This is a genomic window from Serratia sp. PL7, from assembly GCF_945957435.1.
The window spans coordinates 167,759-191,149 of sequence record NZ_CAMFLB010000017.1 but is presented as its reverse complement, the minus strand read 5'-3'; the positions used below and the strand labels follow the sequence as shown (position 1 = coordinate 191,149).

Here is a 23,391-nt window from a genome sequence, read left to right as displayed (position 1 = left end):
CTCAACAGCAAGGAACCGTAATGACAAAAGTAGTGTTAGTGACCGGTGCCAGCCGGGGTATAGGCCGAGCGACGGCGTTATTGCTAGCTCAGCAGGGCTATGCGGTGGGGGTCAATTATCTGCGTGATAGTGCTGCTGCTGAGTTAGTGGTGGCGCAGATCCGCCAACAGGGTGGCAAGGCACTGGCTCTGCAGGCAGATATCGCCGAGGAAGCAGAGGTAGTGGCGATGTTTGCCGAACTGGAAGCCACGTTGGGGCCAATCAGTGCTCTGGTCAATAACGCAGGCATTTTGTTCCAACAGGCGAGCATTGAGCAACTCACCGCCGAGCGGATCAATAAGGTGCTGACGACTAACGTCACCGGGTATTTTCTCTGCTGCCGCGAAGCGGTAAAGCGTATGGCGCTACGGCATGGTGGGCAGGGCGGATCGATCGTCAACGTTTCTTCCGCTGCGTCGCGACTTGGGGCTCCGTGGGAATATATTGACTATGCGGCGTCAAAAGGGGCGGTGGATACGTTGACTACCGGTCTGGCGTTGGAAGTGGCGGCACAGGGGATACGCGTCAACTGTGTTAGGCCGGGTTGTATTTACACCGAGATGCATGCCAGCGGAGGAGAGCCGGGGCGGGTAGATCGTGTGAAGTCTGCGTTGCCAATGCAGCGGGGTGGTCAGCCAGAGGAAGTGGCGCAAGCTGTTGCCTGGCTGCTTTCCGATGCGGCGTCCTACGTCACCGGCAGTTTTATCGAAGCCGCTGGAGGGCGTTAAGTACGGCAATCGCGGAGTCCCCTCACCCCGACCCTCTCCCACAGGGAGAGGGAGTTGGTCGGAGCGCTTGGTTGGCCCTTACTGCTGCGGGAAGTGAGCAGTAAGAAGATTGGGTATTACGCAGAGAAATCAGCGAACTCGATAGGTCCCCTCTCCCTGTGGGAGAGGGTTAGGGTGAGGGGCATTACTTCAGCCAGCCTTTACGCTGTGCATCCCGCAAATGCTGTTCCAAATATTGCCACAGCTCGGGATGGATATCGGCAATCATCGTATTACGGTCCAGTACCTGTTGCAGGCTGATATCATTCTCTACCCAGCTCTGACCGCCGTTGTGCAGGTTCATCAGCATTGGCATGCAGCGATCCAGCACCAGTGCAAAGCGGGCATCGGCGCTTTCGCCTGCTTCATACTCCTGCCACAGATCGGTGAAAACGCCACGTTGAGGTTCCGGTAACATCCCGAACAGCCGTTTTGCTGCCGCCACTTCCTGATCGTGGATCGCCGCTCGCGCCGCCAGATCGTAAACCATAACGTCACCGGCATCGATCTCGACGATATCGTGCAGCAGAGCCATCTGGATCACGCGCTGAATATCCACCTCATCGCTGGCATAAGGGGCCAGGCTCAAGGCTGCAATGGCAAAGTGCCAACTGTGCTCGGCCGAGTTTTCCTGACGCTGGGTGCCCATCACCTTGGTACGGCGTTGCACGCTTTTAAGTTTGTCGATTTCCATCAGAAACTGGATGGTTTGAGTCATGGAGCCAAAGTCTAACGCGGGTACAGCGGATGACATGGTACGAACCTCGAGGTGAATGATGGGATACCCGCCGTATTCAGCCGTAACTGAAATCCATAGGGTGCAAAGCATATCGATTGTAGCCCAGCAGGCTGAGGATTTCGATGTTCGCTTGGTGTTACAAGCGTACACAGTTTTATTTTAGCGTACACGTGTACACTGGAATCGTTCTCAGTTAATCTCATTTGCAGTTAATTCGCACAATATGCGTTGTTTTGAGGGGTTGCGCGTTATGGGGAAAAAGGACGAAGTGAAAGTCGGGGCAGACCAGTTGCCTGCCACGGCTTATCCATGGGCAGAGGAAATTGCCAACAGCATCAGCCACGGTATTGGCTTGGTGTTTGGGATTGTCGGCCTGGTGCTGCTGTTGGTTCAGGCGGTAAACGACGGCGCTGGGGTAACGGCCATCACCAGTTATAGCCTGTATGGCGGCAGTATGATCCTGCTGTACCTGGCTTCTACGCTGTATCATGCTATTCCACATCAGGGAGCCAAGCACTGGCTGAAAAAATTTGACCACTGCGCTATCTACCTGCTGATCGCCGGAACCTATACGCCGTTCCTGCTGGTGGGGCTGGACTCACCGTTGGCGCGAGGGTTGATGGTGGTGATCTGGGGGCTGGCGCTGTTCGGCGTGATTTTCAAACTGGCATTTGCGCACCGCTTTGAGGTGCTGTCGTTGGTGACCTATCTAACCATGGGCTGGTTGTCACTGATCGTGATTTACCAGTTGGCAATGCGCCTGGACGTCGGTGGAGTCACTTTACTGGCGGTGGGGGGCGTGGTGTATACGCTAGGGGTGATTTTCTACGCCTCGAAACGCTTCCGTTTTGGCCATGCGATCTGGCACGGTTTTGTGCTCGGCGGCAGTGTGTGCCACTTCATGGCGATCTACCTTTACGTATAACCTGCCCATCTGTTGTCGATATATTGCCAAAGCGTTTCTTTTGGGTTAAAAAGAGGCGCTTGTTTCTTTCGGGTATCCAGCAAGCCTTAGCGTTATTTCTGAGCCCGCCAAACCCCTCGCTTTCAAGTCGCAGGGGGTTGGCTGCGCTTGCTGCTGGCTGACCTGCATCTTGAGATCTATGGGGTATTTGCACCTTCCGGTGCCTTTAATCATTACCCAGGACTCTTCACTATGATCGTTCGTTTATCCAAAGCCCTGCTGGTTTGCGCTATCGCGCTATTTGCCTCACTGGTGGCCTTTGGCAATATCACCGATTACGACACCAACTTCGCTTTCGTACGCCATGTTTTTATGATGGATACGATCTTCCCTGATGCCACTATCACCTATCGTTCCATTCAGTCGCCATGGCTGCATCAGGTGGGATATATCGGCATTATTGCGTTGGAAACCCTTACCGCTATTTTGTGTTGGATTGGGGGGATCCGCCTGCTGTGCGGCCTGAAATTGCCTGCGGCCAGCTTTAACCGGGCCAAGACTTTTGCCATCGCAGGGTTGACGTTAGGCTTCCTCACCTGGCAGGTGGCCTTTATGTCAGTTGGGGGTGAGTGGTTTGGCATGTGGATGTCAAAACAGTGGAACGGGGTGCCCGATGCCTTCCGCTTCTTTGTCACTATTTTGCTGGTGCTGATTTATCTGGTGCCGCGTGATGGGGAATTGGACGAATAACTCGTCTGGCCGCAGGCGCGATGCCTGCGGCCAAACCACTTACTTTTCTTCCGCCAGTGAGTAAGGCAGAGGCTTGATGGCGAGCTGACTGCTGGCATCATCGCGTACGCGCAGCACACTGTCCGCTTCCAAATCGTTATTCATCACCACCTGCACCCACAGTGTTCCGTCAGCCAGCAAGCTTGCCGCCAGCACGGTGCCGGTACGGCGCCAGTTTTCACCCAGCTTCAACTCCAGATCGTCACCCGCCTGAGGTACCTGGCTGCCTTTACCTTCCAGCCAGTACAGGGCACGCTTGTTGGCTCCCCGGAACTTGGCGCGGGCCACCATTTCCTGCCCGGTATAGCAGCCTTTACTGAAGCTGATCCCGTCCAGCGCCTGTAGATTGGTCGCCTGAGGGATCAACTGCGCACTGTTTGCTGCATCAATCACCGGGTAACCGGCCTCGATATCCAGTGCCAGCCATTGGCGGCTGTCGTTCAGCTCAGCCTGTCCTTCCAGCTTGGAAGCTAGCAGAGCGGCGGTTTCTGCCGTGGTAATCAGCACAAAACGTTCTGCTGGCAGCGCAAAGTGCAGCAAAGTGGTATCACCGTCTTGCACCACTTGATGTTCTGCATCTGGCAGGGTGCTAAACACTTTCGCTAATGCGGCCCGCGCCTCAAGGCCAGCGAGGCCCAGCAGCACCGCATTGCTGTCTGCCGCGATGGTGATTTTGGAGAACACCGCGTATTTCTTTATTTCCGCCAGTTGGCTTTCCAGCACGCTGCGGCGCTCAAGATAGGCAAAGCCTTCACCACGGTGGAATAAACGCAGGTTGCTCCACATTTTGCCTTTGGCATCGCAATGGCCGCACAGCACGTGTTGATCGGCCGCCAGTTTGTCGATATCAGCCGTTACCTGGCCCTGAAGATATTTTACCGTGTCTGGCCCGCTCAACTGCACCATGGCCCAATCTTCCAGTGAGATCAGCGTCAGTGGCAGATGGGAGGAGGCGGAAGGTTGACGGGGTGGAAAAGGAATATTGAACGCCATAATCGGTTCCTGCTGCATGTTTAGCATACCTGTTGGGGTTGCTACCATGGTAAAAGAGGTGGCTGGCTTTGCAAGCAGTTATTACCAGGCAGCGCTTTTTTTGACATTTTACGTTTTGTTGGGTAAACGCCCTTCCCGGCGAGTATGTCAAATTGTTACTCTAGGCGCTTACGGCCAACGAGACCCAATTGCACCCAAATCGTTGGCTGACGGAATTAAATTGCGCGCGCGTTGCCATACCAAGTGTCGGTTGCCCAAGAGCATGGCAAGCCATGCCGAAAAGAGGTTAGTCATAACAACATGGATATTAATAATAAAGCACGTATTCACTGGGCCTGCCGCCGTGGCATGCGCGAGTTGGATATCTCGATCATGCCGTTTTTCGAACATGAATACGATACGCTGAGTGATGCAGACAAGGTCGTATTCATCCGCTTGCTCGAATGTGACGACCCCGATTTGTTCAACTGGCTGATGAATCATGGCGCTCCGCAGGATCAAGATCTGCAGAGAATGGTGTCCCTGATCCAAACGCGAAATAAAGCCCGTGGCCCAGTGGCGATGTGATGTCCGCGTTTCCTGGCGTACCCAGTTAGTCTCGTTGCTGACTCACGGCCTGCTGATTTTGCTGATCCTGATCGCCCCTTGGCCGGAAGGCTATGGCCCGATCTGGTTAGTGCTGTTGACGTTGGTGGTGTTTGAATGCATTCGCAGCCAAAAGCGCATTGCATCCAGGCAGGGAGAACTGCGTTTGCTGGCTGAACGCCGGATTGAGTGGCATGGCCAGGAATGGCTGATGGTGAACAAGCCCTGGATGCCAGGGTTCGGTATTTTACTGTCGCTTCAGCAGGCCAACGGCAAAAAACGCCATCGGCTGTGGTTGGCTTCGGATTCCATGAGCAAAGCGGATTGGCGCCAACTGCGTCAGCGGTTGTTGTTTGAACAATCCGCTACCGACGAGGACGTATAATGAAACCGCTGCTTTGGCTGGTAGAAGACGAGCCCAGCATTGCGGATACGCTGATTTATACCCTGGAGAGCGAAGGCTTTCAGGTGCGTTGGTTTGATCGTGGCGAGCCTGCTTTGCAGGCTTTGCCACAGGGCTTACCGGCATTGGTGATCCTCGACGTCGGCCTGCCTGATATCAACGGTTTTGAGCTTTGCCGTCGGCTGCTGGCGCAGGCGGTGGATTTACCGATCCTGTTTCTTACCGCGCGCAGCGGTGAACTCGATCGCCTGATCGGGCTGGAAATCGGTGCCGATGACTATGTCGCCAAACCCTTTTCCCCGCGTGAGGTCAGCGCTCGTGTGCGCACGATCCTACGGCGTTTACACAAGCAGCAGCGCTTGCAACAGCCTGCCCTTTATCATTTTGGTGCCTTCAGCCTGGATGAAGAGGGGGCCACGATCTGCTACCACCAGCAGCCGTTGCCGCTGACCCGCTATGAATTCTTGTTGCTGAAAACCCTGTTGCAAGCGCCTGGCAGGGTGTTTTCCCGCCAGCAGTTGATGGACATCGTTTGGGCCCAGGCGGAAGAGAGCCTGGATCGTACCGTTGATACCCATATCAAAACGCTGCGTGCCAAATTGCGGGCGATCGATGCCGCAGAACCCCCAATCCATACCCATCGTGGCTTAGGCTATAGCGTGAGCCGCCTGCCATGAGGATTGGCCTGCGCCTGCTGTTGGGCTATTTCCTGATTGTGGCGGTGGCGGGCTATTTCGTACTGAGCATTTTCGTGCAGGAGGTCAAACCTGGCGTACGGCGTGCCACTGAAGGCACGCTGGTGGATACCGCCAACTTGCTGGCACAGGTGGCGCGGCTGGATATGAGACATGGGGATGCGGCAAAAGGTCAGTTGGCACAGGCTATCGCCCAGCTAAATCAGCGGCCGATCGGGGCCAATATTGCCGGGATCCGTAAAGATCGTAACGAATATCGCGTCTATCTTACCGATGGGCGCGGCAAGGTGATTTTCGATTCATCAGGCCAGGCGCTGGGGCAGGATTACTCCCGCTGGAACGATGTTTATCTGACATTACGTGGCCAATACGGTGCGCGTAGTACCCGGACGATTGCTGATGACGAGAGCAGTTCGGTGATGTACGTGGCCGCACCGGTGGTGGAGCAAGGGCAGATTATCGGCGTGTTGAGCGTCGGCAAGCCCAACAGCACCATGGCACCGGTGATCCGCCGCAGCGAGAGGCGTATTTTGCTGGCGGGCGCGGTGCTGCTGGGGATTGCGCTGGCGATCGGCCTGGGCTTCGTCTGGTGGATTAACCGCTCGATCAACCGCCTGGTGAGTTATGCCGACGGAGTGGCGCACGGCGAGGCGGTGCCGTTACCACGCATGGGCAGCGTTGAACTTACCCAACTGGCACAAGCGTTGGAAAGCATGCGCATGAAGCTGGAAGGCAAGGCTTACATTGAACAGTATGTGCATACCCTGACTCATGAACTGAAAAGCCCGCTGGCGGCGATCCGTGGCGCGGCGGAACTATTGCAGGAATCACCGCCTCCGGCGACGGCAAAACGCTTTTTGACCAACATCGAACAGCAAAGCGCCCGCATTCAACAATTGGTCGATAAGCTGTTGGTGCAGGCGCAGTTAGAAAGCCGGCCCGGTTTGGAACTGGCTACGGTAGCGATGGTGCCGTTAGTCCGGCAGATTGTCGCGGGCAAAGAAGCACAGGCGGCGCAGCGTGGTGTCACGATTGAATTGGGGGCATTAGCGGAAGCATCGCTGACCGGGGATGCTTTTTTACTGGGGCAGGCGCTGAGCAACCTGTTGGATAATGCCCTGGATTTCACCCCGGAGGGTGGCTCGGTTAGCATTGATGGCGAGCGGTTGGAGCATCATTACCAGCTCACCCTTTGCGATACTGGCAGCGGCATACCCGACTATGCGCTGGATAAGGTGTTTGAACGCTTCTATTCCCTAGCGCGGGAAGATAAACCCAAGAGCAGCGGCCTGGGCCTGAACTTCGTGCAGGAAGTGGCGCGCCTGCATCGTGGCACCATCCGCTTGCAAAACCTGCAACCCACCGGCGCGAAGGCCATCCTCACTTTACCCCTCTGATTACAACATATTGTCCGCACTTCACCTTCTCTTCACATAACCACATTCTGATTTCACTTGCCGACTTTATCGTAGCGACATTACCTACAAGGAGTCTGCCACGATGTTTAAATCGGTACTGTTTTGGAAAATAACCACCCTGCTGGGATTGATGATCCTGATGATGATCCCGGTGGGCATGCTCATGGATGTGGTACAGGAACGCAGCGGCTATCGCCAGAGCGTGGTGGGGCAAGTGAGTGAAAGCACCAGCCGGGCGCAGCGTATTCTTGGGCCAGTGATCGTGATCCCGTACACCTTGCGCGAAGAGAAGAAAAATGAAAAAGGTGAAATCAAGATAGAGACCAGCCGCTATCAACGCTTTGTCTTGCCCGAATCCTTGGTGGTGAATGGCAGGCCCAACGTTGAGATCCGCAAGCTGGGTATCTACCAGACTCAGGTGTATCAGGGGCCACTGGATTTCCAGGTGAAATTCGGCCAACCCGATCTGGAGGATTTGCAGCATAGCAACATTACGGTCGGCCAACCCTTCCTGATGCTGTCATTAAGCGATTCTCGTGGTATCAAAAGCATCTCTGCCCTCAACGGCATTCAACAGCAGGCCAAGTTTGAACCGGGTACTTTGGTCAGCGGGCTTTCTCAGGGGATCCATGCACCGCTGGCCCTGGCCTCGTTGCAGAAAGAAGGGCTGACGGCGGATTTCACACTGAACCTGGCAGGGACCAGCAGCTTGTCTTTGGTACCGGTAGGGCGCAGTTCCGAGCTGCTATTACAAAGCAACTGGCCGCACCCGAACTTCCTCGGCAACTTCCTGCCGGATGAGCGCAAGGTGACCGATAAAGGCTTCTCTGCCCGCTGGCGCAGCACCTGGTTTGCCAACAATATCAATAGTGCTTTCATGTATGACAACGGCATTATGGAAGAGGAAAAGCTGCCGACCTTCACGACCAGCCTGATCGAACCGGTCGATCACTATCAATTGACCGAGCGAGCGGTGAAGTATGCGGTGCTGTTCCTGGGGCTGACGTTTATGGCGTTCTTCCTGTTCGAAACCCTGACCGGGCTGCGGGTACACCCGATCCAGTATCTGTTGGTGGGGGCGGCGCTGGTGCTGTTCTACCTGATCCTGCTGGCTTTCTCGGAACATCTGGGATTCGACGTAGCCTACCTGCTGGCAAGCGTGGCCTGTAGTGGACTGATTGCCTTCTACCTCAGCGCCGTGCTGCGTGGGATGCGCCGTGGCATGCTGTTCGCCGCCAGTCTGCTCCTGCTGTATGGCATTCTGTATATGCTGTTGCAGTCGGAAGATAACGCGCTGGTATTAGGTTCGGTGCTGCTGTTCGGGGTGCTGGCAGGCATTATGCTGCTGACGCGTAAACTGGACTGGTATCAGGTGGCCGACCCGGCTCGCTTGAAGGGCAACGCTGCTGAGCCAGAAACCGCTGACACGCCAGCCAGTAATGGCGAGAGCCGTTTCAGGTTGTGGAAATAAGGACTTTGTTGGGCGCGATATCGCGCCCAATTTCGTTACAGCAGCGGTTCCATTTCCAGCAGGATCTGTTCACACCACTGTTGCAGGCGTTCTTCGCTCAGATCGTACTGGTTCACCTCATCCAGCGCCAGGCCAACAAAGTGTTTGCCGTCGGCGCTGAGCGGTTTGGGGCTGGTGAATTCAAACCCGTCAATCGGCCAGAAACCGATAAACTGCACGCCCTGCGGGGCAAGCTGGTCGTGCAACATCCCCAGCGCATCCAGGAACCATTCGCCATAACCCAACTGATCGCCCATCCCGTACATGGCGACGATCTTGCCTTTCAGGTCTAGTTCAGTCAGTTGCGGCCAGATCGCTTCCCAATCCTCTTGCAGCTCACCAAAATCCCAGGTTGGAATACCCAGGATCAGGATGGAATAGTCTTCCATCAGCTTGGGAGAAACGTCTTTCAGGTTGTGCAGGTCGACCAGGTCTTCACCCAGAATCTCACGGATTTTTTCTGCCGCCATCTCGGTGTAGCAGGTGCTGGAGCCGTAAAACAGACCAATCTTCATATTTAAACCGTTTATAATGCCGTGTGTAGAATTGCAACGAGTATACCTTAAGGCATAATGCCTGTGGCATATACCCGTCGTCTTTCAAGCTGCAGCTTGAAATCCATTGGGTATGAAGATAATGAGGAGGGGACCGCGTGCAACAGCAAGACAGTGCGCTGATTGAGCAATTCCTGGATGCGTTGTGGATCGAACGCAATCTGGCAGAGAATACGCTGGCCTCTTATCGGCTCGATTTACAGGCGCTGGCCGGTTGGCTGGCTCTCAACAACCGCAGCCTTTTACAGGCCGAAGCTCTGGACTTACAGGCCTTTCTCGCCGAACGGGTAGAGGGAGGATACAAAGCGACCAGCTCAGCCAGGTTGTTAAGCGCGATGCGCCGCCTGTTCCAATATCTCAACCGTGAAAAAATGCGGGCGGATGACCCCACCGCGTTGCTGGCCTCGCCCAAATTACCGCAGCGGTTACCCAAGGATCTGAGCGAAGCGCAGGTTGAGGCCTTGCTACAGGCGCCTTGCGTCGATCAACCGTTGGAGCTGCGTGACAAGGCTATGCTCGAGGTGTTGTATGCCACCGGCTTGCGCGTGTCGGAGCTGGTGGGGTTGACCATCAGCGATGTCAGCCTGCGCCAGGGCGTGGTGCGGGTGATCGGTAAAGGCAACAAAGAGCGCCTGGTGCCGTTGGGCGAAGAAGCGGTGTACTGGATCGAAAATTATCTGGAACACGGCAGGCCCTGGATGCTGAACGGCCAGACGCTGGATGTGCTGTTTCCCAGCAACCGCAGCCAGCAAATGACCCGCCAGACGTTCTGGCATCGGATTAAACACTATGCGATCCTAGCGGGTATCGACAGCGAACGGCTGTCTCCGCATGTGCTGCGCCATGCTTTCGCCACCCATTTACTGAACCATGGGGCCGATCTTCGTGTCGTACAGATGTTATTGGGGCATAGCGACCTCTCAACCACACAAATTTATACTCATGTAGCCACTGAAAGATTGAAACAGCTACATCAACAGCATCACCCGCGCGCCTGACGCGCAGGGATCGAAAGGATTGGAAGAATGAAAAAAGGTTTAATGCTGCTCTCCCTGCTGGTGGCCTCGGTTACCGGCGCGGCCCATGCTGACGATGCAGCTATTCAGAAAGCACTAGGTAGCCTGGGCATTAAGCAGGCAGACGTGCAACCCTCGCCGGTCGCTGGTTTGAAAACCGTATTGACCGAAGGCGGCACGCTGTATGTGACGGAAGATGGCAAACACGTGCTGCAAGGGCCGCTGTTTGACGTCAGCGGCGGTGAGCCGGTCAACGTGACTAATCAACTGTTGATGACCCGTCTGGAAGCGCTGAAAGATCAGATGATCGTCTACAAAGCGGCGAAAGAGAAACACGTGATCACCGTGTTTACCGATATCACCTGTGGCTATTGCCACAAGCTGCACGAGCAGATGAAAGAGTACAACGATCTGGGGATCACCGTGCGCTATCTGGCGTTCCCGCGTCAGGGCCTGGAATCTCAGGCAGAGAAAGATATGCGTTCCATCTGGTGTACCGCAGACCGTGCTAAAGCCTTTGATGCCGCCATGAAGGGCGACGCAGTGTCTCCGGCGACCTGCAAAACCGATATCAGCCAGCATTATGCACTGGGCGTACAGTTTGGTATCAACGGTACTCCGGCTATCGTGTTGAAAAACGGCATGGTTGTCCCTGGCTACCAAGGGCCGAAAGAGATGGCCGCGATGTTGGATGCGCATGCAGCCTCCGCAGCCACGAAATAAGTTACGGTGAGTATTAAAACCCAATTACGCCGCCGCGAGGCGGCAGATGCCAGCCATTTACCCGCCAGCCTGCCCCCCCTGTTGCGTCGCTTATACGCGTTGCGCGGAGTTAAGGGTGAACAGGAACTGGAGCGTAGCGTCAAGGGCATGTTGCCTTGGCAACAGTTGAGCGGTATCGATGCTGCGGTAGCGATATTGCAGCAGGCACTGGCCGATGGCCGTCGCATCATGGTGGTGGGCGACTTTGATGCAGATGGTGCCACCAGTACCGCCCTGACGGTGCTGGCCTTGCGTAGCATGGGCTGTAGCTCCATCGAATATCTGGTGCCCAACCGTTTTGAGGATGGCTATGGCCTGAGCCCCGAAGTGGTGGAACAGGCGGCGGCTCGGGGGGCCGAGCTGATCGTTACGGTCGATAACGGCATCTCTTCTCATGCGGGTGTAGACGTTGCGCACGGCTTGGGAATACAGGTGCTGGTCACCGATCACCATCTGCCGGGCGATACGCTGCCTGCGGCAGAGGCGATCGTTAACCCGAACCTGCGTGACTGCGATTTTCCCTCCAAATCCCTGGCTGGTGTTGGCGTTGCCTTCTATCTGATGTTGGCGTTGCGGGCCAAGCTGCGTGACAGCGGCTGGTTCGAACAGCGTGCGCTGGCTATGCCTAATTTGGCCGAATTACTGGATCTGGTGGCATTGGGCACGGTGGCAGACGTGGTGCCGCTGGATGCCAACAACCGTATTCTGGTGTATCAGGGGCTGAACCGCATCCGGGCTGGCAAGTGTCGGCCAGGTATCCGCGCTTTGCTGGAGGTGGCCAACCGCGATGCGCGGCAATTGGCCGCCAGCGATCTCGGCTTTGCCCTTGGGCCACGGCTGAACGCGGCAGGGCGGCTGGACGATATGTCGATCGGCGTAGCCATGCTGTTGAGCGACGATATTGCCCAGGCGCGTATGCTGGCCAACGATCTCGATGCGCTCAACCAGACCCGGCGTGAGATTGAGCAGGGGATGCAGGTGGAAGCGCTGGAGCTGTGCGATCAACTGGAACGCACGACCACTGAACTGCCTTACGGGTTGGCGATGTATCACCCGGAGTGGCATCAGGGCGTGGTGGGCATTCTGGCGTCGCGTATCAAAGAGCGTTTCCATCGCCCGGTGATCGCCTTTGCCCCTGCGGGCGACGGCATTCTGAAAGGCTCTGGCCGCTCGGTGGCCGGGTTGCATATGCGTGATGCGCTGGAGCGGCTCGATACCCTGAATCCTGGGCTGATGATGAAGTTCGGCGGCCATGCGATGGCGGCGGGCTTGTCGTTGGAGGAGGCCAAGTTTGACGAGTTTCGCCAGCGTTTTGGCGAACTGGTCGGCGAATGGCTAGATCCCGCCATGCTGGAAGGCGTGATCTGGTCGGACGGCGAACTGATGATGCAAGAACTGACCCTGACCACCGCAGAACTTCTGCGTGAGGGCGGGCCGTGGGGGCAGGCGTTTCCTGAGCCAACCTTTGACGGCAAGTTCCGTATCCTGCAGCAGCGGCTGGTGGGCGAAAAACACCTGAAGCTGATGATCGAACCGCTCGGTGGTGGCCCATTGCTGGACGGCATCGCCTTCAACATCGATACCACGCAGTGGCCAGATAGCAGCATCAAAGAAGTGGAACTGGCGTATAAGCTGGACGTGAATGAGTTCCGTGGCAACCGTAATGTGCAGTTGCTAATTCAACACCTCTGGCCGCGTTAACCGGTTTATCAGGGCACCTGCGGGTGCCCTAATCTCAATCCCCCACAAAAACTGACCAACTCGCTATAAACTGGCGACTGGATCCGCTAGAATTACCGGTTCCAATGGCATTTCGCCATCGACGACATCAACGTAAGAACGCAAAAAATCATGTTTGAAATTAATCCGGTAAAAAACCGCATTCAGGATGTGTCCGAGCGGACAGCCGTTCTCAGGGGGTATCTTTGACTATGATGCCAAGAAAGAACGCTTAGAAGAAGTTAACGCCGAGCTGGAACAGCCGGACGTTTGGAACGAACCTGAACGCGCACAGGCATTAGGCAAAGAGCGCTCGTCGCTGGAAGCCATTGTTGAAACCATCGATCAGCTGGAACAAGGCTGTGAAGACGTCACGGGCCTGCTGGAACTGGCGGTCGAGGCGGAAGACGAAGACACCTTTAACGAGACCGTGGTTGAGCTCGATCAACTGAGCGCCAAGCTGGAACAACTAGAATTCCGTCGTATGTTCTCTGGTGAATATGATAGCGCGGACTGCTACCTGGATATCCAGGCAGGTTCCGGCGGCACCGAAGCACAGGACTGGGCCAGCATGCTGCTGCGCATGTACCTGCGTTGGGCGGAATCCAAAGGTTTTAAAACGGAAGTGATTGAAGAGTCCGACGGCGACGTCGCGGGCCTGAAATCGGCAACCATCAAGATTATCGGCGACTACGCGTTTGGCTGGTTACGTACTGAAACCGGCGTGCATCGCCTGGTACGCAAGAGCCCATTCGACTCCGGTGGCCGTCGCCATACCTCCTTCAGTTCCGTATTTATCTATCCGGAAGTGGATGACGATATCGATATCGAAATCAACCCGGCCGATCTGCGCATTGACGTTTACCGCGCCTCCGGTGCCGGTGGTCAGCACGTTAACAAAACCGAGTCGGCGGTGCGTATTACCCACTTGCCAACCAACATTGTGGTGCAGTGCCAGAACGATCGCTCTCAGCATAAGAACAAGGATCAGGCATTCAAACAGCTGCGCGCCAAGCTGTATGAATACGAGATGCAAAAGAAAAATGCTGACAAGCAAATGCTGGAAGACAACAAGTCCGATATCGGCTGGGGCAGCCAAATCCGATCTTACGTGCTGGATGATTCCCGCATCAAGGATTTGCGCACCAACGTCGAAACACGTAATACGCAGGCCGTACTGGATGGCGACCTGGATAAATTCATTGAGGCAAGTTTGAAAGCCGGGTTATGAGGAACAGAAATGTCTGAGCAACAAGCACAAGGCGCCGAACAGGCGTTGGATCTCAACAATGAGCTGCAGTCACGCCGTGAAAAACTGGCCGCGCTGCGCGAGAACGGCATTGCGTTCCCGAACGACTTCCGTCGTGATTCCACCTCCGACAAGCTGCATGCCGAATACGGCAGCAAAGAAAACGAAGAGCTGGAGTCACTGGGTATCGAAGTGACCGTGGCTGGCCGTATGATGACCCGCCGTATTATGGGTAAAGCCTCCTTCGTGACGCTGCAGGACGTGGGTGGCCGCATTCAGCTTTACGTGGCACGTGACGATCTGCCTGAAGGCGTTTACAACGAGCAGTTCAAGAAATGGGACCTGGGCGATATCCTTGGCGCACGCGGTAAGCTGTTCAAGACCAAAACTGGCGAACTGTCTATCCACTGTACCGAGCTGCGTCTGCTGACCAAAGCACTGCGTCCACTGCCAGACAAGTTCCACGGCCTGGCCGATCAGGAAACCCGTTATCGCCAGCGTTATCTGGATCTGATCGCCAACGAAGAATCCCGTAACACCTTCAAGATCCGTTCTCAGGTGATGGCGGCGATCCGTAACTTCATGGTGGGTCGAGGCTTTATGGAAGTCGAAACCCCGATGATGCAGGTGATCCCTGGCGGCGCGTCTGCTCGTCCGTTCGTTACTCACCACAACGCGCTGGACATCGACATGTACCTGCGTATCGCGCCAGAGCTGTATCTGAAGCGCCTGGTGGTAGGTGGCTTCGAGCGCGTGTTCGAGATCAACCGTAACTTCCGTAACGAAGGCGTTTCCCCGCGTCATAACCCAGAGTTCACCATGATGGAACTCTATATGGCGTATGCGGATTACAAAGACCTGATCGAACTGACTGAGTCGCTGTTCCGTACGCTGGCGCAGGACGTGCTGGGTGACACCAAAGTGCCTTATGGCGATGAGGTGTTCGACTTCGGCAAGCCGTTTGACAAGCTGACCATGCGCGAAGCGATCAAGAAATATCGTCCGGAAACCAATCTGGACGATCTGAACGATATGGCTAAATCCGTAGCGATTGCCGAGTCGATCGGCATCAAGGTTGAGAAGAGCTGGGGCCTGGGCCGCGTGGTTACCGAGATCTTCGAAGAGACCGCGGAAAGCCATCTGATCCAGCCAACCTTCATCACCGAGTATCCGGCAGAGGTTTCTCCGCTGGCACGCCGTAATGATGAGAACCCGGAAATCACCGACCGTTTCGAATTCTTCATCGGTGGGCGTGAGATCGGTAACGGCTTCTCGGAACTGAACGACGCAGAAGATCAGGCGCAGCGTTTTGCCGATCAGGTTAGCGCGAAGGATGCTGGTGATGACGAAGCGATGTTCTACGACGAAGACTACGTCACCGCGCTGGAACACGGCCTGCCGCCAACTGCAGGCTTGGGCATCGGTATCGACCGTATGGTGATGCTGTTGACCAACAGCCACACCATCCGCGACGTGATCCTGTTCCCGGCCATGCGCCCGAGCAAGTAATCTTCGCCAAGTGATTAAACCGGTGCAGGTGACTGTGCCGGTTTTTTTTTCGCCTGAAGAGAGCTGGGTGTTGCTAACCGCTTAAAACATCGGCAGTTATGCACTTTCTTCTCTTGCCCGGCGCGCATAACCGGTTATAATGCCAGTCGCACACCTAAGCGGGTGTAGTTCAATGGTAGAACGGCAGCTTCCCAAGCTGCATACGAGGGTTCGATTCCCTTCACCCGCTCCAAACAAACCTTTCTCAAGCTCTCCTAACCCCTACTCAAGCCTTACCCCACAAGCATTTCACGGTTTTTGTACTATCTCAAGCTCTACATGGCTATGGCAAAATCTACACACAGATGTGTATAGTAATGGGTATAGGACGTTAGATATCCCTCGGAGCTATACACAATGCCTCTCACAGACCTTGAGCTACGGCGCTCTAAGCCGCAAGACAAGCCCTATACACTCAGTGATGGCGGTGGGCTTTCTATACTCATTGAGCCTAACGGTTCCAAAGGCTGGCGTTTTCGCTATCGCTTCGACGGCAAACCAAAAATGCTTTCCCTTGGGACATACCCCACCGTTTCACTAACCGATGCAAGGCAAAAGCGCGATGAGGCCAAAAAGCTGGTGGTATCGGGCATTAATCCCAGCGACGCCAGGAAGCAGCAGAAACGAGATCGGCAAGATGTGACCGGCAACACCTTTGAAGGGATAGCGCGGGAATGGTACGAGAAACGGCGCGATCGCTGGTCAGAATCGTACGCAGAAGAAATGATGAAAACGTTTGAGAGTGATGTTTTCCCATTCCTCGGCCATCGGTCAATTGCCGAGATAAAACCAATGGAGCTTCTAGGGACGCTTTCAAAACTGGATGAGCGCGGTGCAACAGAGAAATTGCGCAAGGTACGCCAGCGGTGCGGGGAGGTATGGAAATATGCCATCGTCACCGGTAGGGCTGAATATAACCCCGCCCCGGATCTCGCCAGCGCGTTTTCACCGCATAAAAAAGAGCACTATGCGTTCTTGTCAGTTGCCGAGCTGCCCGACTTTTTCCGCACTTTTAACACATACACCGGCAGCCTGATCGTCAAGTTGGCTATGCGCTTACTTATTATCACAGGGACTAGGCCGGGAGAACTGCGCCAGGCTGAATGGTCAGAGTTTGATTTTGATAACCAGCTCTGGGAGGTGCCACCGGAAAGGATGAAGAAACGCCGCCCTCATTGCGTACCGCTATCCAGCCAGGCAATTAGCATTCTGGAACAGCTAAAACCGCTTACCGGTCATTACAAATATGTGTTTCCGGGCAGGATCCACCACAGCAAGCCAATAAGCGAAATGGCTATGAATGTGTTGGTTCGCCGCATTGGTTACGCCGGGCGTGTCACAGGCCACGGCTTCCGCCACACCATGAGCACCATCCTGCATGAGCAGGGCTATAACACTGCATGGATTGAAACCCAGTTGGCCCACGTCGATAAGAACAGCATCCGGGGGACGTACAACCATGCGCAATATCTGGATGGCCGCCGGGAAATGCTCCAATGGTATGCAGACTATATGGATAAGCTGGTGGGGCTGTAGATATGGCTACAACTATGTATAATCATGTAGAACTTGAGACTACCTGAAACGCCGAGGGGATACCAGTTTATGCAACAGCCAGAAAGATTGTATTACCCACTTAGCAAAGCGGCAGAAATATTAGACTGTGATGTAGACTATCTAATTCATTTGGCGACAATAGATTTTGCTGAGCTTTGTATAAAGTATAATGGTCAAAATGACGATTCAACAACTTTCTATTGGAGTGCTTACTTGTTTGAGGATGAGGTGGAAAAACAATTCGAGAAAGAGCAGCCGACTGATAGTGGTTATACTTTAATTGACGTTGATTATTCAACTAAGCTCACTAAAGTTAAATTGCAAATTAATTGTAAACGCCTCGAAGACGGAAAGCTGGAGATTTTCACCACTGATTTTTCTTCATTGAATGGTGTTGTTAAAATTCCATCTGAAAAAATACGTGATTCGGAAGATAAGTTTATTCGTGGTGAGTCATGTAATTTAAGAGTAGTATCGATTCCCAAGACAAGCCTTAAAGTGAATAGTAAATTCCTTGATTTTAGTGAGGATTATACTTTGAATTCCTTCCTTGAATTTACATGGCTGAATGACTTTAGTATTAGAATTGAAGATTTAATAATGACACATGAAGAACTTAGGCGATTAAAGAATGGTGGGTTTCCCTCTTATGAGAAAATGACAGGTTCACCTTTGTCCGGTAACAATCAGAAGGATCCATTCGATAACCCAAAAACATTATCGAAGCTTCCAGAGCTCACGCGAGGCCTTTTGTCGCTTATACCTAATTTAAATAAAGTAGATGTTGATGCGACTTCTGCGGAAAAAATTTTGGAGCTTATTTCTATTGAAGCGGCGAGGCAAGGTACTGCAATACCGGATTACCACATTCAAACAATAGCAAAATATTTTGGTAAAAAACCCGCGATAAGAAAAGCTTAGCGTCTGTTGTAACGTGATATCACGAACTAGTTTTGTGATATCACAACCACCCAATCAAACCTCTGCTTTTCTATAGCCATGTACAACTAGCAACCATTCAGGAGTGCTAACACATGGCAAGTAATCTTATTCGTTTACCAAAAGTGATGGAGAAAACCGGCTTTAGCGAGCCGTGGATTTATCGCCTCATGTCTCAGGGCCGTTTTCCGCGTCCCACTAAGTTAGGCCTTCGTGCCGTTGCGTGGGTAGAAAGTGAAGTTGATGCGTGGATTGATGCACGCATTGCCGAACGCGACCAAACAACAGCATGATGGGGCCTGAAAACATGAAACTGAAAAACACGGCCATCACTGGCCAGGGGCGAACTCACCCTAAAGAAAGCTACGGCGATATTTCAGAAATAATTCCTTTCACGCTGGGCATTATCGGCGGTAAAGAAATACCGACCATTAACGCCAGAAATCTACACGCATTCCTGGGCAACAAAGAGCTATTTGCTACCTGGATAAAAAAACGTATCGCTCAGTATGGTTTTATTAAGGGTAATGACTACGAGACTTTTTTGGAAAGCACCAAAAAAGGCCGCCCTCGCGAGGAATACCTGATCAGCTCTGATATGGCTAAAGAGCTTTCAATGGTCGAACGTAACGATCAAGGAAAACTTGCACGGCAATACTTCATTGACTGCGAAGAACGTCTATACCGCGTAGCTCCACAAGAGCTAGTGGCCGCACGGGATAACTGGCGCAAGAAGCGCGTTACAGCATGCGAAGAGCACAAGGTAATGGCCGATGCTATGAAAAGCTATATCCAGCGCACTGGTGATACGCAGCGCGGGCACGCCTATAGCAATGAGTGCACCTTCCTCGCACGCTTGGTGCTGGGCATGCACCCGCCTGTATGGGCGAAGAAAAACGGCATTACTGGAAAGGTACGCGACCACATGAGCACCCACCAACTCGCATTACTGGCCTATCTGGAAAGCCGTGATTGCGCCCTGCTGGATATGGACATGAGTACAGCCGAACGCAAAGAGCGCCTTACTACATTGGCCGCACGTTGGTTGGATGAGCACCCGGGGGCTGACCATGCATAACCATGCTTCCGGCCAGAAAAAAGCCCTTCCACTGGCTGGCATCCGTTGCCGTGCAGCTGGAGGATCGGCCCCAATAAAAAAAGGCGAGGATTGCGCCCCCGCCCTTTGGTATCACCTGAACAAAACTCAACTTTCTGGCGTTTCCTGCTTTGCTTTGCGGCGCTGTAGTTCTTCACGCGCCACGCTGACCAGTCGGTTTATTTCCTCGCTGGCAGTAACGCCGATCGCTTCGACTTGTTCCAGCGCATCGAGCGACGAAAGCAGAGGGTTATCTCCACTCCCTTCCGTCTGGCGGCGGGCTATTTCCCCGCGCATGGCTGCGACGATAAAGTTTGCTGTTGATTCAGCCTCAAGTTTTACAGCTTCCATTTCTTCAATAACTTCATGGGGTACTCGGGCCGCAATAGCCTGTGACTTAGCGTTTTTTGCACCTGTTGCCATCATAACTCTCCGAAAAAATTGGTGTACAACAGTATACATGAAAGGTGTAAACATAAAAGCCTTGACGTGTTCACCACCTTTGGTTATTTTTGTTTACACTACATCTTTTGGAAGTGTAAAAACGGCGAAGCCCGCAGGTGCTACCAACACCAACGGGCCTCTAACCACAACGATAGAATCAGTATCGAGGTAGCTATGTCGAATATTACCACAGCGCCGCAGCGCTTCACCTTCCTGTTTTTGGCCGTAGTTCGAGCCAATCCACAGGCCCTTCCTCACCGCGAGCAGGTAACGGCCACCAGCGAGCGCGAAGCCCGTTCTTTTCTGGCTGGTCGCTTTGTCCTTGTGTTCGCCGGAAGATTGCCGGTGCGGGAGGTGCGCCATGCGTGACCATTTTGATAGTTCAGCCGCCGCAGCCATTATGACGTTAATGAATGCACTTATTGAAGTCGGCACGATCGCTAAAGAGGCAGATAAACACGCCACCTGCGAAACGGAATACTCTGGAGCAATTACCCCGCAGGCATTCGCATTTATTGAGTTGCGAGCCATTGAGGCAATCAAGCAGGCCAGCGCCATGCTGGAGGCTGACATTCGGTCAATTGAGGTGGCAGAAATGCTTACCTCAACGCCGATGCTGAACGCTGGCCCTCCCGTCATTCCTAAATTATCCGATATCCCGGTGGAGTCTCTACTGGCCTTGAGTATTTTCCCCACCACTACCGGCAAGTTCAAACTCACTGTTGAGAATGGTGTTATACGGGGGAGCGTCCCTATTCCGGAAGATCACTTGGATTGCTCCCTTGATACGTTTATTGAGTTAGCCAAACGTTGCGGTGACGGATTTCAGAAAATAACGGTTCCTACGAAATTTTCCGGGGAAATTCTTGTGACTGCCGAGAACGGCGAAGTGGTCCACCAGCAAGAATTATCGTCAAACCACGTTGTGACGACGCTTGGCGATATTGCCGAAGTGGCGCAACAAGTCGGTATTATCACGAAAAAACCAGACACCAGGCAGTAAGGGAAAATCATGAATAAAAAATTAACCGGCCACCTGCCGGGGGCCAGACTCAGCCCAAAAATAGAGAGCGCGGATATTCCTTATTCCGGCCAACGCTGGAAAGACAATCGCGGCAATGGGGTAACGGTGACCGGGGCCAGTATTTACCGAGTGAAGTTTATTCGTGATGGGTATGAGTTTCCTTGCGAAATGCCTACATCACGTTTCCTGAACGATTTCACGTTAACGGGGGGATCTCACCATGAAAATTAACTCGTCCAATCTGAGCACATCCACTATTGCCGTTACCGTGGATCTGAATATCAAAGCCGGTTTTACCGGCATGATGATTGTGCAAATGGAAAACGGTGTAGAGAAGGCGCAATTCCCGTTAAGACGTGGTGAGTTTTTCGGCTCACTTGAAGATTTTCTGAATACTGCCCGCATGGTGGGCTATCAGATTATTCCACCAGCGGCACAGGTGAAAGCATGAAATCCGCACCGAACGTTAAGGTACTCCCGAAGGATAAAAACACCGAGGCGATTATTTTCGCCGGGTCCGATGCCTACGCCCACGCCCAGCACTGGAGTGAAAGCGAGGGCCACAGGCATGGTGACGATGTACCGCCGATCTATCTGGGTAAAAGGCAACTGGCGGAGCTGCATAACCTACGCCTTATCGACAAAGGGCGGCAGTCTGCCCGCGTGTATCTGGCCGGTGATATTGAACCCATTCAGATTAATACCATTGCTGAAAAATTGGCGCTGGCGGGTGTACAAGAGGCGAAACTTTACAAGGGTATTCCCGACCGGGAGCCGGAGAACTGGCGGGAGTATCTGGCCCGGCTGCGTGATGATGCCAAGCGCGGGGAAAGCCTGGTTGAAGATATGCGCAAGGCAAGCGGGAAACGTGCGCCGGCGGATGAACTGGCTCCGGGGGTAGAGTCTCGTTCTGGTGGCCTGTATTGGGTCACGCCAAAAATAGATAGACAGTCTGGTGAAGTGATCCGTCCCGGTGAATGGCTCAGCGACCAGATGCAGACTGTCGGGATCGGTAACGATGGTGGGGAAGCCTACCTGATTATTGAAATGGTGCCCGAGGGGGCCGATAAAATCATCCATGAGGCCATGCCACGTAATGAGATTGGGATGCCTGCTGGCTGGTCACGTCTGCGCGGTCGTGGCGTTGCCATCACAACCAGCGCCCACTTGCTCAATAAGCTGGCCGAGTACCTCCAGCGGCAGGGTGAGCGCACTGTATGGGAAGTTACGTCTACCGCTGGGTGGCACTGCGGGGCGTATGTTATGCCTGATGGTGAAGTTATCGGCAATCCAGAACGCCCAGTAGCATTTTGCGGAGGTTCGGCAGCAATCCGAGGTTATGTTGTGCGCGGAACGGCGGAAGAATGGCGGGACAATGTAGCCTCTCTGATGCGCGGCAATCACTCGATGATGCTGGGTGCGCTCGTTGGGCTGGCGGCACCGTTAAATTCCCTGGCTGGTGGTAGCTGCTTTGGCATTCACCTTTTTGCTCAGTCGTCAGCAGGTAAAACCACAACCGTAGAGGCGGCTACCAGCCTCTACGGCGATCCGGAAATGCTCAAACTGTCATGGGATGCAACCCGTCATGGATTGACGGTCGAAGCGGCAGCGCGAAATGATGGTTTTATCCCCATTGATGAGATTGGGCAAGGTGGAAAGGTCAATGATATTGCTCTGTCTGCTTACAGCCTGTTTAACGGGGTGGGACGCATTCAGGGGCGCAAGGAGGGTGGCAACCGTGCGGTAATGCGCTGGAAAATTGCCGCACTGAGCACCGGAGAAGAGGATTTTGAAACCTTCCTGCTCAAAGGGGGCATAACCCCGAAGGCGGGCCAACTGGTGCGCCTGCTAAGTGTGCCATTTATCGATACCATCGATTTCAATGGTTATGACGATGGTAACGAACATGCGCGGGCAATGAAGCGTCTTTCGTCCGGTTACTGCGGCGCTGCCGGGCGGAAATGGATCCGCTGGCTGGCCGAAAACAAAGATACTGCCATTAACACCGTTGCCGAAAAAGAAAGCACCTGGTTAACACACCTGCCGGAAGGCGCTTCCTCTCAGGTGCAGCGTGTGGCGTCTCGTTTTGCCATGCTGGACGCTGCCGGGGCGCTGTCCGGCATAGTCACGGGCTGGACGGCGGAAGAATGCCAGTCTGCCACACAACAGGCGTTTGACGATTGGCTACAGGATTTCGGCCTGGAGAATCGCGAAAAATACCAGGTGGTCAGCCGTGCGCGAGATTTTATTCAGCGTCACGCCCTGAGCCGCTTCCAGCCGTATAGCTTTGGCAAAAGCAATGGCGATATGGATGGGCATTATGCCGCCCGTATCAATAATCTTGCTGGTTATCTGGTAAGTGGTCGCCGTGATGATGGTCAGCCGGAATATCACATCATCCCTACGGTGTTCGATGAAGAAATCCTATGTGGCATTAGTCGTAACTTTGGCTGTAAAGCGCTGGAAGATGCCGGGATGCTGGTTTGTACGGAGTCCGGGCGGTGGATGTCAAAAACGGTCAAGGTCAACGGTACACAGCAGCGCTTTATCGTACTGACTGACCAGCCAGAGGAATAAAAAAAACTTACGCGTAGCAGAGGGTCAAAAACTGCGGGATTTGCGGGATATCGGGATATGTAAA

General features: G+C 53.9%; 26 protein-coding genes and 1 tRNA gene. 23 read left to right on the top strand and 4 right to left on the bottom strand.

The genetic code is table 11. The features are described from left to right. Positions 1-20: 20 nt before the first annotated feature. Positions 21-767, top strand: coding sequence for an SDR family oxidoreductase (locus N6G83_RS39185; RefSeq protein ID WP_024530759.1), 747 nt, complete (start codon positions 21-23; stop codon positions 765-767). 184 nt (positions 768-951) lie between these two features. Here N6G83_RS39185 and N6G83_RS39180 read toward each other — a convergent pair whose 3' ends face one another. After that, positions 952-1,560, bottom strand: a complete 609-nt coding sequence (locus tag N6G83_RS39180) for an HD domain-containing protein (RefSeq protein WP_024530760.1) — start codon at positions 1,558-1,560, stop codon at positions 952-954. A 235-nt stretch (positions 1,561-1,795) separates the two neighbouring features. On the opposite strand from N6G83_RS39180, the gene trhA reads away from it, so the two are divergent. Both trhA and N6G83_RS39170 read left to right on the top strand, forming a co-directional pair. Then, positions 1,796-2,470: a PAQR family membrane homeostasis protein TrhA gene (gene trhA, locus N6G83_RS39175; RefSeq protein ID WP_024530761.1), complete on the top strand. Its 675-nt coding sequence runs from the start codon at positions 1,796-1,798 to the stop codon at positions 2,468-2,470. A gap of 231 nt (positions 2,471-2,701) precedes the next feature. Beyond that, positions 2,702-3,199: a DUF2165 family protein gene (locus tag N6G83_RS39170; RefSeq protein WP_021179803.1), complete on the top strand. Its 498-nt coding sequence runs from the start codon at positions 2,702-2,704 to the stop codon at positions 3,197-3,199. A gap of 39 nt (positions 3,200-3,238) precedes the next feature. Here the strand turns inward: N6G83_RS39170 and ygfZ are convergent, their stop codons facing one another. Continuing rightward, on the bottom strand, positions 3,239-4,231 hold the full coding sequence (gene ygfZ / locus N6G83_RS39165; protein WP_074029782.1) for a tRNA-modifying protein YgfZ: 993 nt from the start codon (positions 4,229-4,231) through the stop codon (positions 3,239-3,241). 300 nt (positions 4,232-4,531) lie between these two features. On the opposite strand from ygfZ, the gene sdhE reads away from it, so the two are divergent. The 5 genes from sdhE to creD all read left to right on the top strand — a co-directional run bounded on the left by sdhE (position 4,532) and on the right by creD (position 8,803). Continuing rightward, complete coding sequence (gene sdhE / locus N6G83_RS39160) at positions 4,532-4,798, top strand: FAD assembly factor SdhE (RefSeq protein WP_024530763.1); 267 nt, start codon at positions 4,532-4,534, stop codon at positions 4,796-4,798. After that, positions 4,779-5,201: a protein YgfX gene (locus N6G83_RS39155; protein ID WP_024530764.1), complete on the top strand. Its 423-nt coding sequence runs from the start codon at positions 4,779-4,781 to the stop codon at positions 5,199-5,201. Before sdhE ends, N6G83_RS39155 begins: the two co-directional genes overlap by 20 nt. Continuing rightward, on the top strand, positions 5,201-5,896 hold the full coding sequence (creB, locus tag N6G83_RS39150) for a two-component system response regulator CreB (RefSeq protein WP_211135951.1): 696 nt from the start codon (positions 5,201-5,203) through the stop codon (positions 5,894-5,896). The genes N6G83_RS39155 and creB overlap by 1 nt, the downstream gene beginning before the upstream one ends. Next, positions 5,893-7,311: a two-component system sensor histidine kinase CreC gene (gene creC / locus N6G83_RS39145; RefSeq protein WP_211135950.1), complete on the top strand. Its 1,419-nt coding sequence runs from the start codon at positions 5,893-5,895 to the stop codon at positions 7,309-7,311. The genes creB and creC overlap by 4 nt, the downstream gene beginning before the upstream one ends. Before the next feature lie 103 nt (positions 7,312-7,414). Then, positions 7,415-8,803: a cell envelope integrity protein CreD gene (gene creD / locus N6G83_RS39140; RefSeq protein WP_211135949.1), complete on the top strand. Its 1,389-nt coding sequence runs from the start codon at positions 7,415-7,417 to the stop codon at positions 8,801-8,803. 35 nt (positions 8,804-8,838) lie between these two features. Here creD and fldB read toward each other — a convergent pair whose 3' ends face one another. Continuing rightward, positions 8,839-9,357: a flavodoxin FldB gene (gene fldB / locus N6G83_RS39135; protein WP_021179810.1), complete on the bottom strand. Its 519-nt coding sequence runs from the start codon at positions 9,355-9,357 to the stop codon at positions 8,839-8,841. A 137-nt stretch (positions 9,358-9,494) separates the two neighbouring features. Here fldB and xerD point away from each other — a divergent pair, with 137 nt between their 5' ends. The 10 genes from xerD (at position 9,495) to N6G83_RS39085 (ending at position 19,264) form a co-directional block, all read left to right on the top strand. Further along, positions 9,495-10,394, top strand: coding sequence for a site-specific tyrosine recombinase XerD (xerD, locus tag N6G83_RS39130; RefSeq protein WP_021179811.1), 900 nt, complete (start codon positions 9,495-9,497; stop codon positions 10,392-10,394). A gap of 27 nt (positions 10,395-10,421) precedes the next feature. Then, the gene (gene dsbC, locus N6G83_RS39125; protein ID WP_024530768.1) at positions 10,422-11,135 is read left to right on the top strand and encodes a bifunctional protein-disulfide isomerase/oxidoreductase DsbC; all 714 of its coding nucleotides are present in this window, start codon (positions 10,422-10,424) and stop codon (positions 11,133-11,135) included. 6 nt (positions 11,136-11,141) lie between these two features. Then, on the top strand, positions 11,142-12,875 hold the full coding sequence (recJ, locus tag N6G83_RS39120) for a single-stranded-DNA-specific exonuclease RecJ (RefSeq protein WP_024530769.1): 1,734 nt from the start codon (positions 11,142-11,144) through the stop codon (positions 12,873-12,875). 150 nt (positions 12,876-13,025) lie between these two features. Further along, a protein-coding gene (prfB, locus tag N6G83_RS39115) for a peptide chain release factor 2 (protein ID WP_098929871.1) occupies positions 13,026-14,124 on the top strand; the annotation gives its coding sequence in 2 pieces (ribosomal slippage) (positions 13,026-13,100 and positions 13,102-14,124; 1,098 coding nt in all). Between the two features lie 9 nt (positions 14,125-14,133). Continuing rightward, on the top strand, positions 14,134-15,651 hold the full coding sequence (gene lysS, locus N6G83_RS39110; protein ID WP_024530770.1) for a lysine--tRNA ligase: 1,518 nt from the start codon (positions 14,134-14,136) through the stop codon (positions 15,649-15,651). A 158-nt stretch (positions 15,652-15,809) separates the two neighbouring features. Then, positions 15,810-15,883: transfer RNA gene (locus N6G83_RS39105), tRNA-Gly, on the top strand. Between the two features lie 164 nt (positions 15,884-16,047). Continuing rightward, positions 16,048-17,226, top strand: coding sequence for a tyrosine-type recombinase/integrase (locus N6G83_RS39100; RefSeq protein ID WP_260524140.1), 1,179 nt, complete (start codon positions 16,048-16,050; stop codon positions 17,224-17,226). Positions 17,227-17,295: 69 nt separating this feature from the next. After that, entirely contained in the window at positions 17,296-18,168 is an 873-nt protein-coding gene (locus tag N6G83_RS39095; RefSeq protein ID WP_260524139.1) for a hypothetical protein, read from the top strand. Positions 18,169-18,281: 113 nt separating this feature from the next. Next, the gene (locus tag N6G83_RS39090) at positions 18,282-18,479 is read left to right on the top strand and encodes an AlpA family transcriptional regulator (RefSeq protein ID WP_260524138.1); all 198 of its coding nucleotides are present in this window, start codon (positions 18,282-18,284) and stop codon (positions 18,477-18,479) included. Positions 18,480-18,493: 14 nt separating this feature from the next. Next, on the top strand, positions 18,494-19,264 hold the full coding sequence (locus N6G83_RS39085; protein ID WP_260524137.1) for an antA/AntB antirepressor family protein: 771 nt from the start codon (positions 18,494-18,496) through the stop codon (positions 19,262-19,264). 126 nt (positions 19,265-19,390) lie between these two features. Here N6G83_RS39085 and N6G83_RS39080 read toward each other — a convergent pair whose 3' ends face one another. Then, entirely contained in the window at positions 19,391-19,705 is a 315-nt protein-coding gene (locus N6G83_RS39080) for a YlcI/YnfO family protein (protein WP_260524143.1), read from the bottom strand. 195 nt (positions 19,706-19,900) lie between these two features. Here N6G83_RS39080 and N6G83_RS39075 point away from each other — a divergent pair, with 195 nt between their 5' ends. The 5 genes from N6G83_RS39075 to N6G83_RS39055 are packed head-to-tail and all read left to right on the top strand — an operon-like array spanning position 19,901 to position 23,327. Beyond that, positions 19,901-20,095: a host cell division inhibitor Icd-like protein gene (locus N6G83_RS39075; RefSeq protein WP_260524136.1), complete on the top strand. Its 195-nt coding sequence runs from the start codon at positions 19,901-19,903 to the stop codon at positions 20,093-20,095. Then, complete coding sequence (locus N6G83_RS39070) at positions 20,088-20,729, top strand: hypothetical protein (protein ID WP_260524135.1); 642 nt, start codon at positions 20,088-20,090, stop codon at positions 20,727-20,729. Before N6G83_RS39075 ends, N6G83_RS39070 begins: the two co-directional genes overlap by 8 nt. Before the next feature lie 9 nt (positions 20,730-20,738). Further along, positions 20,739-20,981, top strand: coding sequence for a DUF4222 domain-containing protein (locus tag N6G83_RS39065; protein ID WP_260524134.1), 243 nt, complete (start codon positions 20,739-20,741; stop codon positions 20,979-20,981). Further along, on the top strand, positions 20,971-21,201 hold the full coding sequence (locus N6G83_RS39060) for a hypothetical protein (RefSeq protein WP_260524133.1): 231 nt from the start codon (positions 20,971-20,973) through the stop codon (positions 21,199-21,201). Before N6G83_RS39065 ends, N6G83_RS39060 begins: the two co-directional genes overlap by 11 nt. Next, the gene (locus N6G83_RS39055; RefSeq protein ID WP_260524132.1) at positions 21,198-23,327 is read left to right on the top strand and encodes a DUF927 domain-containing protein; all 2,130 of its coding nucleotides are present in this window, start codon (positions 21,198-21,200) and stop codon (positions 23,325-23,327) included. Before N6G83_RS39060 ends, N6G83_RS39055 begins: the two co-directional genes overlap by 4 nt. The last annotated feature ends 64 nt before the right edge of the window (positions 23,328-23,391 follow it).

Excerpts from the sequence above, each read along its gene's own strand:
- N6G83_RS39185 (WP_024530759.1), top strand. The coding sequence starts at position 21 with ATGACAAAAGTAGTGTTAGTGACCGGTGCCAGCCGGGGTATAGGCCGA.
- N6G83_RS39180 (WP_024530760.1), bottom strand. The coding sequence starts at position 1,560 with ATGTCATCCGCTGTACCCGCGTTAGACTTTGGCTCCATGACTCAAACC.
- trhA (WP_024530761.1), top strand. The coding sequence starts at position 1,796 with ATGGGGAAAAAGGACGAAGTGAAAGTCGGGGCAGACCAGTTGCCTGCC.
- N6G83_RS39170 (WP_021179803.1), top strand. The coding sequence starts at position 2,702 with ATGATCGTTCGTTTATCCAAAGCCCTGCTGGTTTGCGCTATCGCGCTA.
- ygfZ (WP_074029782.1), bottom strand. The coding sequence starts at position 4,231 with ATGGCGTTCAATATTCCTTTTCCACCCCGTCAACCTTCCGCCTCCTCC.
- sdhE (WP_024530763.1), top strand. The coding sequence starts at position 4,532 with ATGGATATTAATAATAAAGCACGTATTCACTGGGCCTGCCGCCGTGGC.
- creB (WP_211135951.1), top strand. The coding sequence starts at position 5,201 with ATGAAACCGCTGCTTTGGCTGGTAGAAGACGAGCCCAGCATTGCGGAT.
- creC (WP_211135950.1), top strand. The coding sequence starts at position 5,893 with ATGAGGATTGGCCTGCGCCTGCTGTTGGGCTATTTCCTGATTGTGGCG.
- creD (WP_211135949.1), top strand. The coding sequence starts at position 7,415 with ATGTTTAAATCGGTACTGTTTTGGAAAATAACCACCCTGCTGGGATTG.
- fldB (WP_021179810.1), bottom strand. The coding sequence starts at position 9,357 with ATGAAGATTGGTCTGTTTTACGGCTCCAGCACCTGCTACACCGAGATG.
- dsbC (WP_024530768.1), top strand. The coding sequence starts at position 10,422 with ATGAAAAAAGGTTTAATGCTGCTCTCCCTGCTGGTGGCCTCGGTTACC.
- lysS (WP_024530770.1), top strand. The coding sequence starts at position 14,134 with ATGTCTGAGCAACAAGCACAAGGCGCCGAACAGGCGTTGGATCTCAAC.
- N6G83_RS39100 (WP_260524140.1), top strand. The coding sequence starts at position 16,048 with ATGCCTCTCACAGACCTTGAGCTACGGCGCTCTAAGCCGCAAGACAAG.
- N6G83_RS39095 (WP_260524139.1), top strand. The coding sequence starts at position 17,296 with ATGCAACAGCCAGAAAGATTGTATTACCCACTTAGCAAAGCGGCAGAA.
- N6G83_RS39090 (WP_260524138.1), top strand. The coding sequence starts at position 18,282 with ATGGCAAGTAATCTTATTCGTTTACCAAAAGTGATGGAGAAAACCGGC.
- N6G83_RS39085 (WP_260524137.1), top strand. The coding sequence starts at position 18,494 with ATGAAACTGAAAAACACGGCCATCACTGGCCAGGGGCGAACTCACCCT.
- N6G83_RS39080 (WP_260524143.1), bottom strand. The coding sequence starts at position 19,705 with ATGGCAACAGGTGCAAAAAACGCTAAGTCACAGGCTATTGCGGCCCGA.
- N6G83_RS39075 (WP_260524136.1), top strand. The coding sequence starts at position 19,901 with ATGTCGAATATTACCACAGCGCCGCAGCGCTTCACCTTCCTGTTTTTG.
- N6G83_RS39070 (WP_260524135.1), top strand. The coding sequence starts at position 20,088 with ATGCGTGACCATTTTGATAGTTCAGCCGCCGCAGCCATTATGACGTTA.
- N6G83_RS39065 (WP_260524134.1), top strand. The coding sequence starts at position 20,739 with ATGAATAAAAAATTAACCGGCCACCTGCCGGGGGCCAGACTCAGCCCA.
- N6G83_RS39060 (WP_260524133.1), top strand. The coding sequence starts at position 20,971 with ATGAAAATTAACTCGTCCAATCTGAGCACATCCACTATTGCCGTTACC.
- N6G83_RS39055 (WP_260524132.1), top strand. The coding sequence starts at position 21,198 with ATGAAATCCGCACCGAACGTTAAGGTACTCCCGAAGGATAAAAACACC.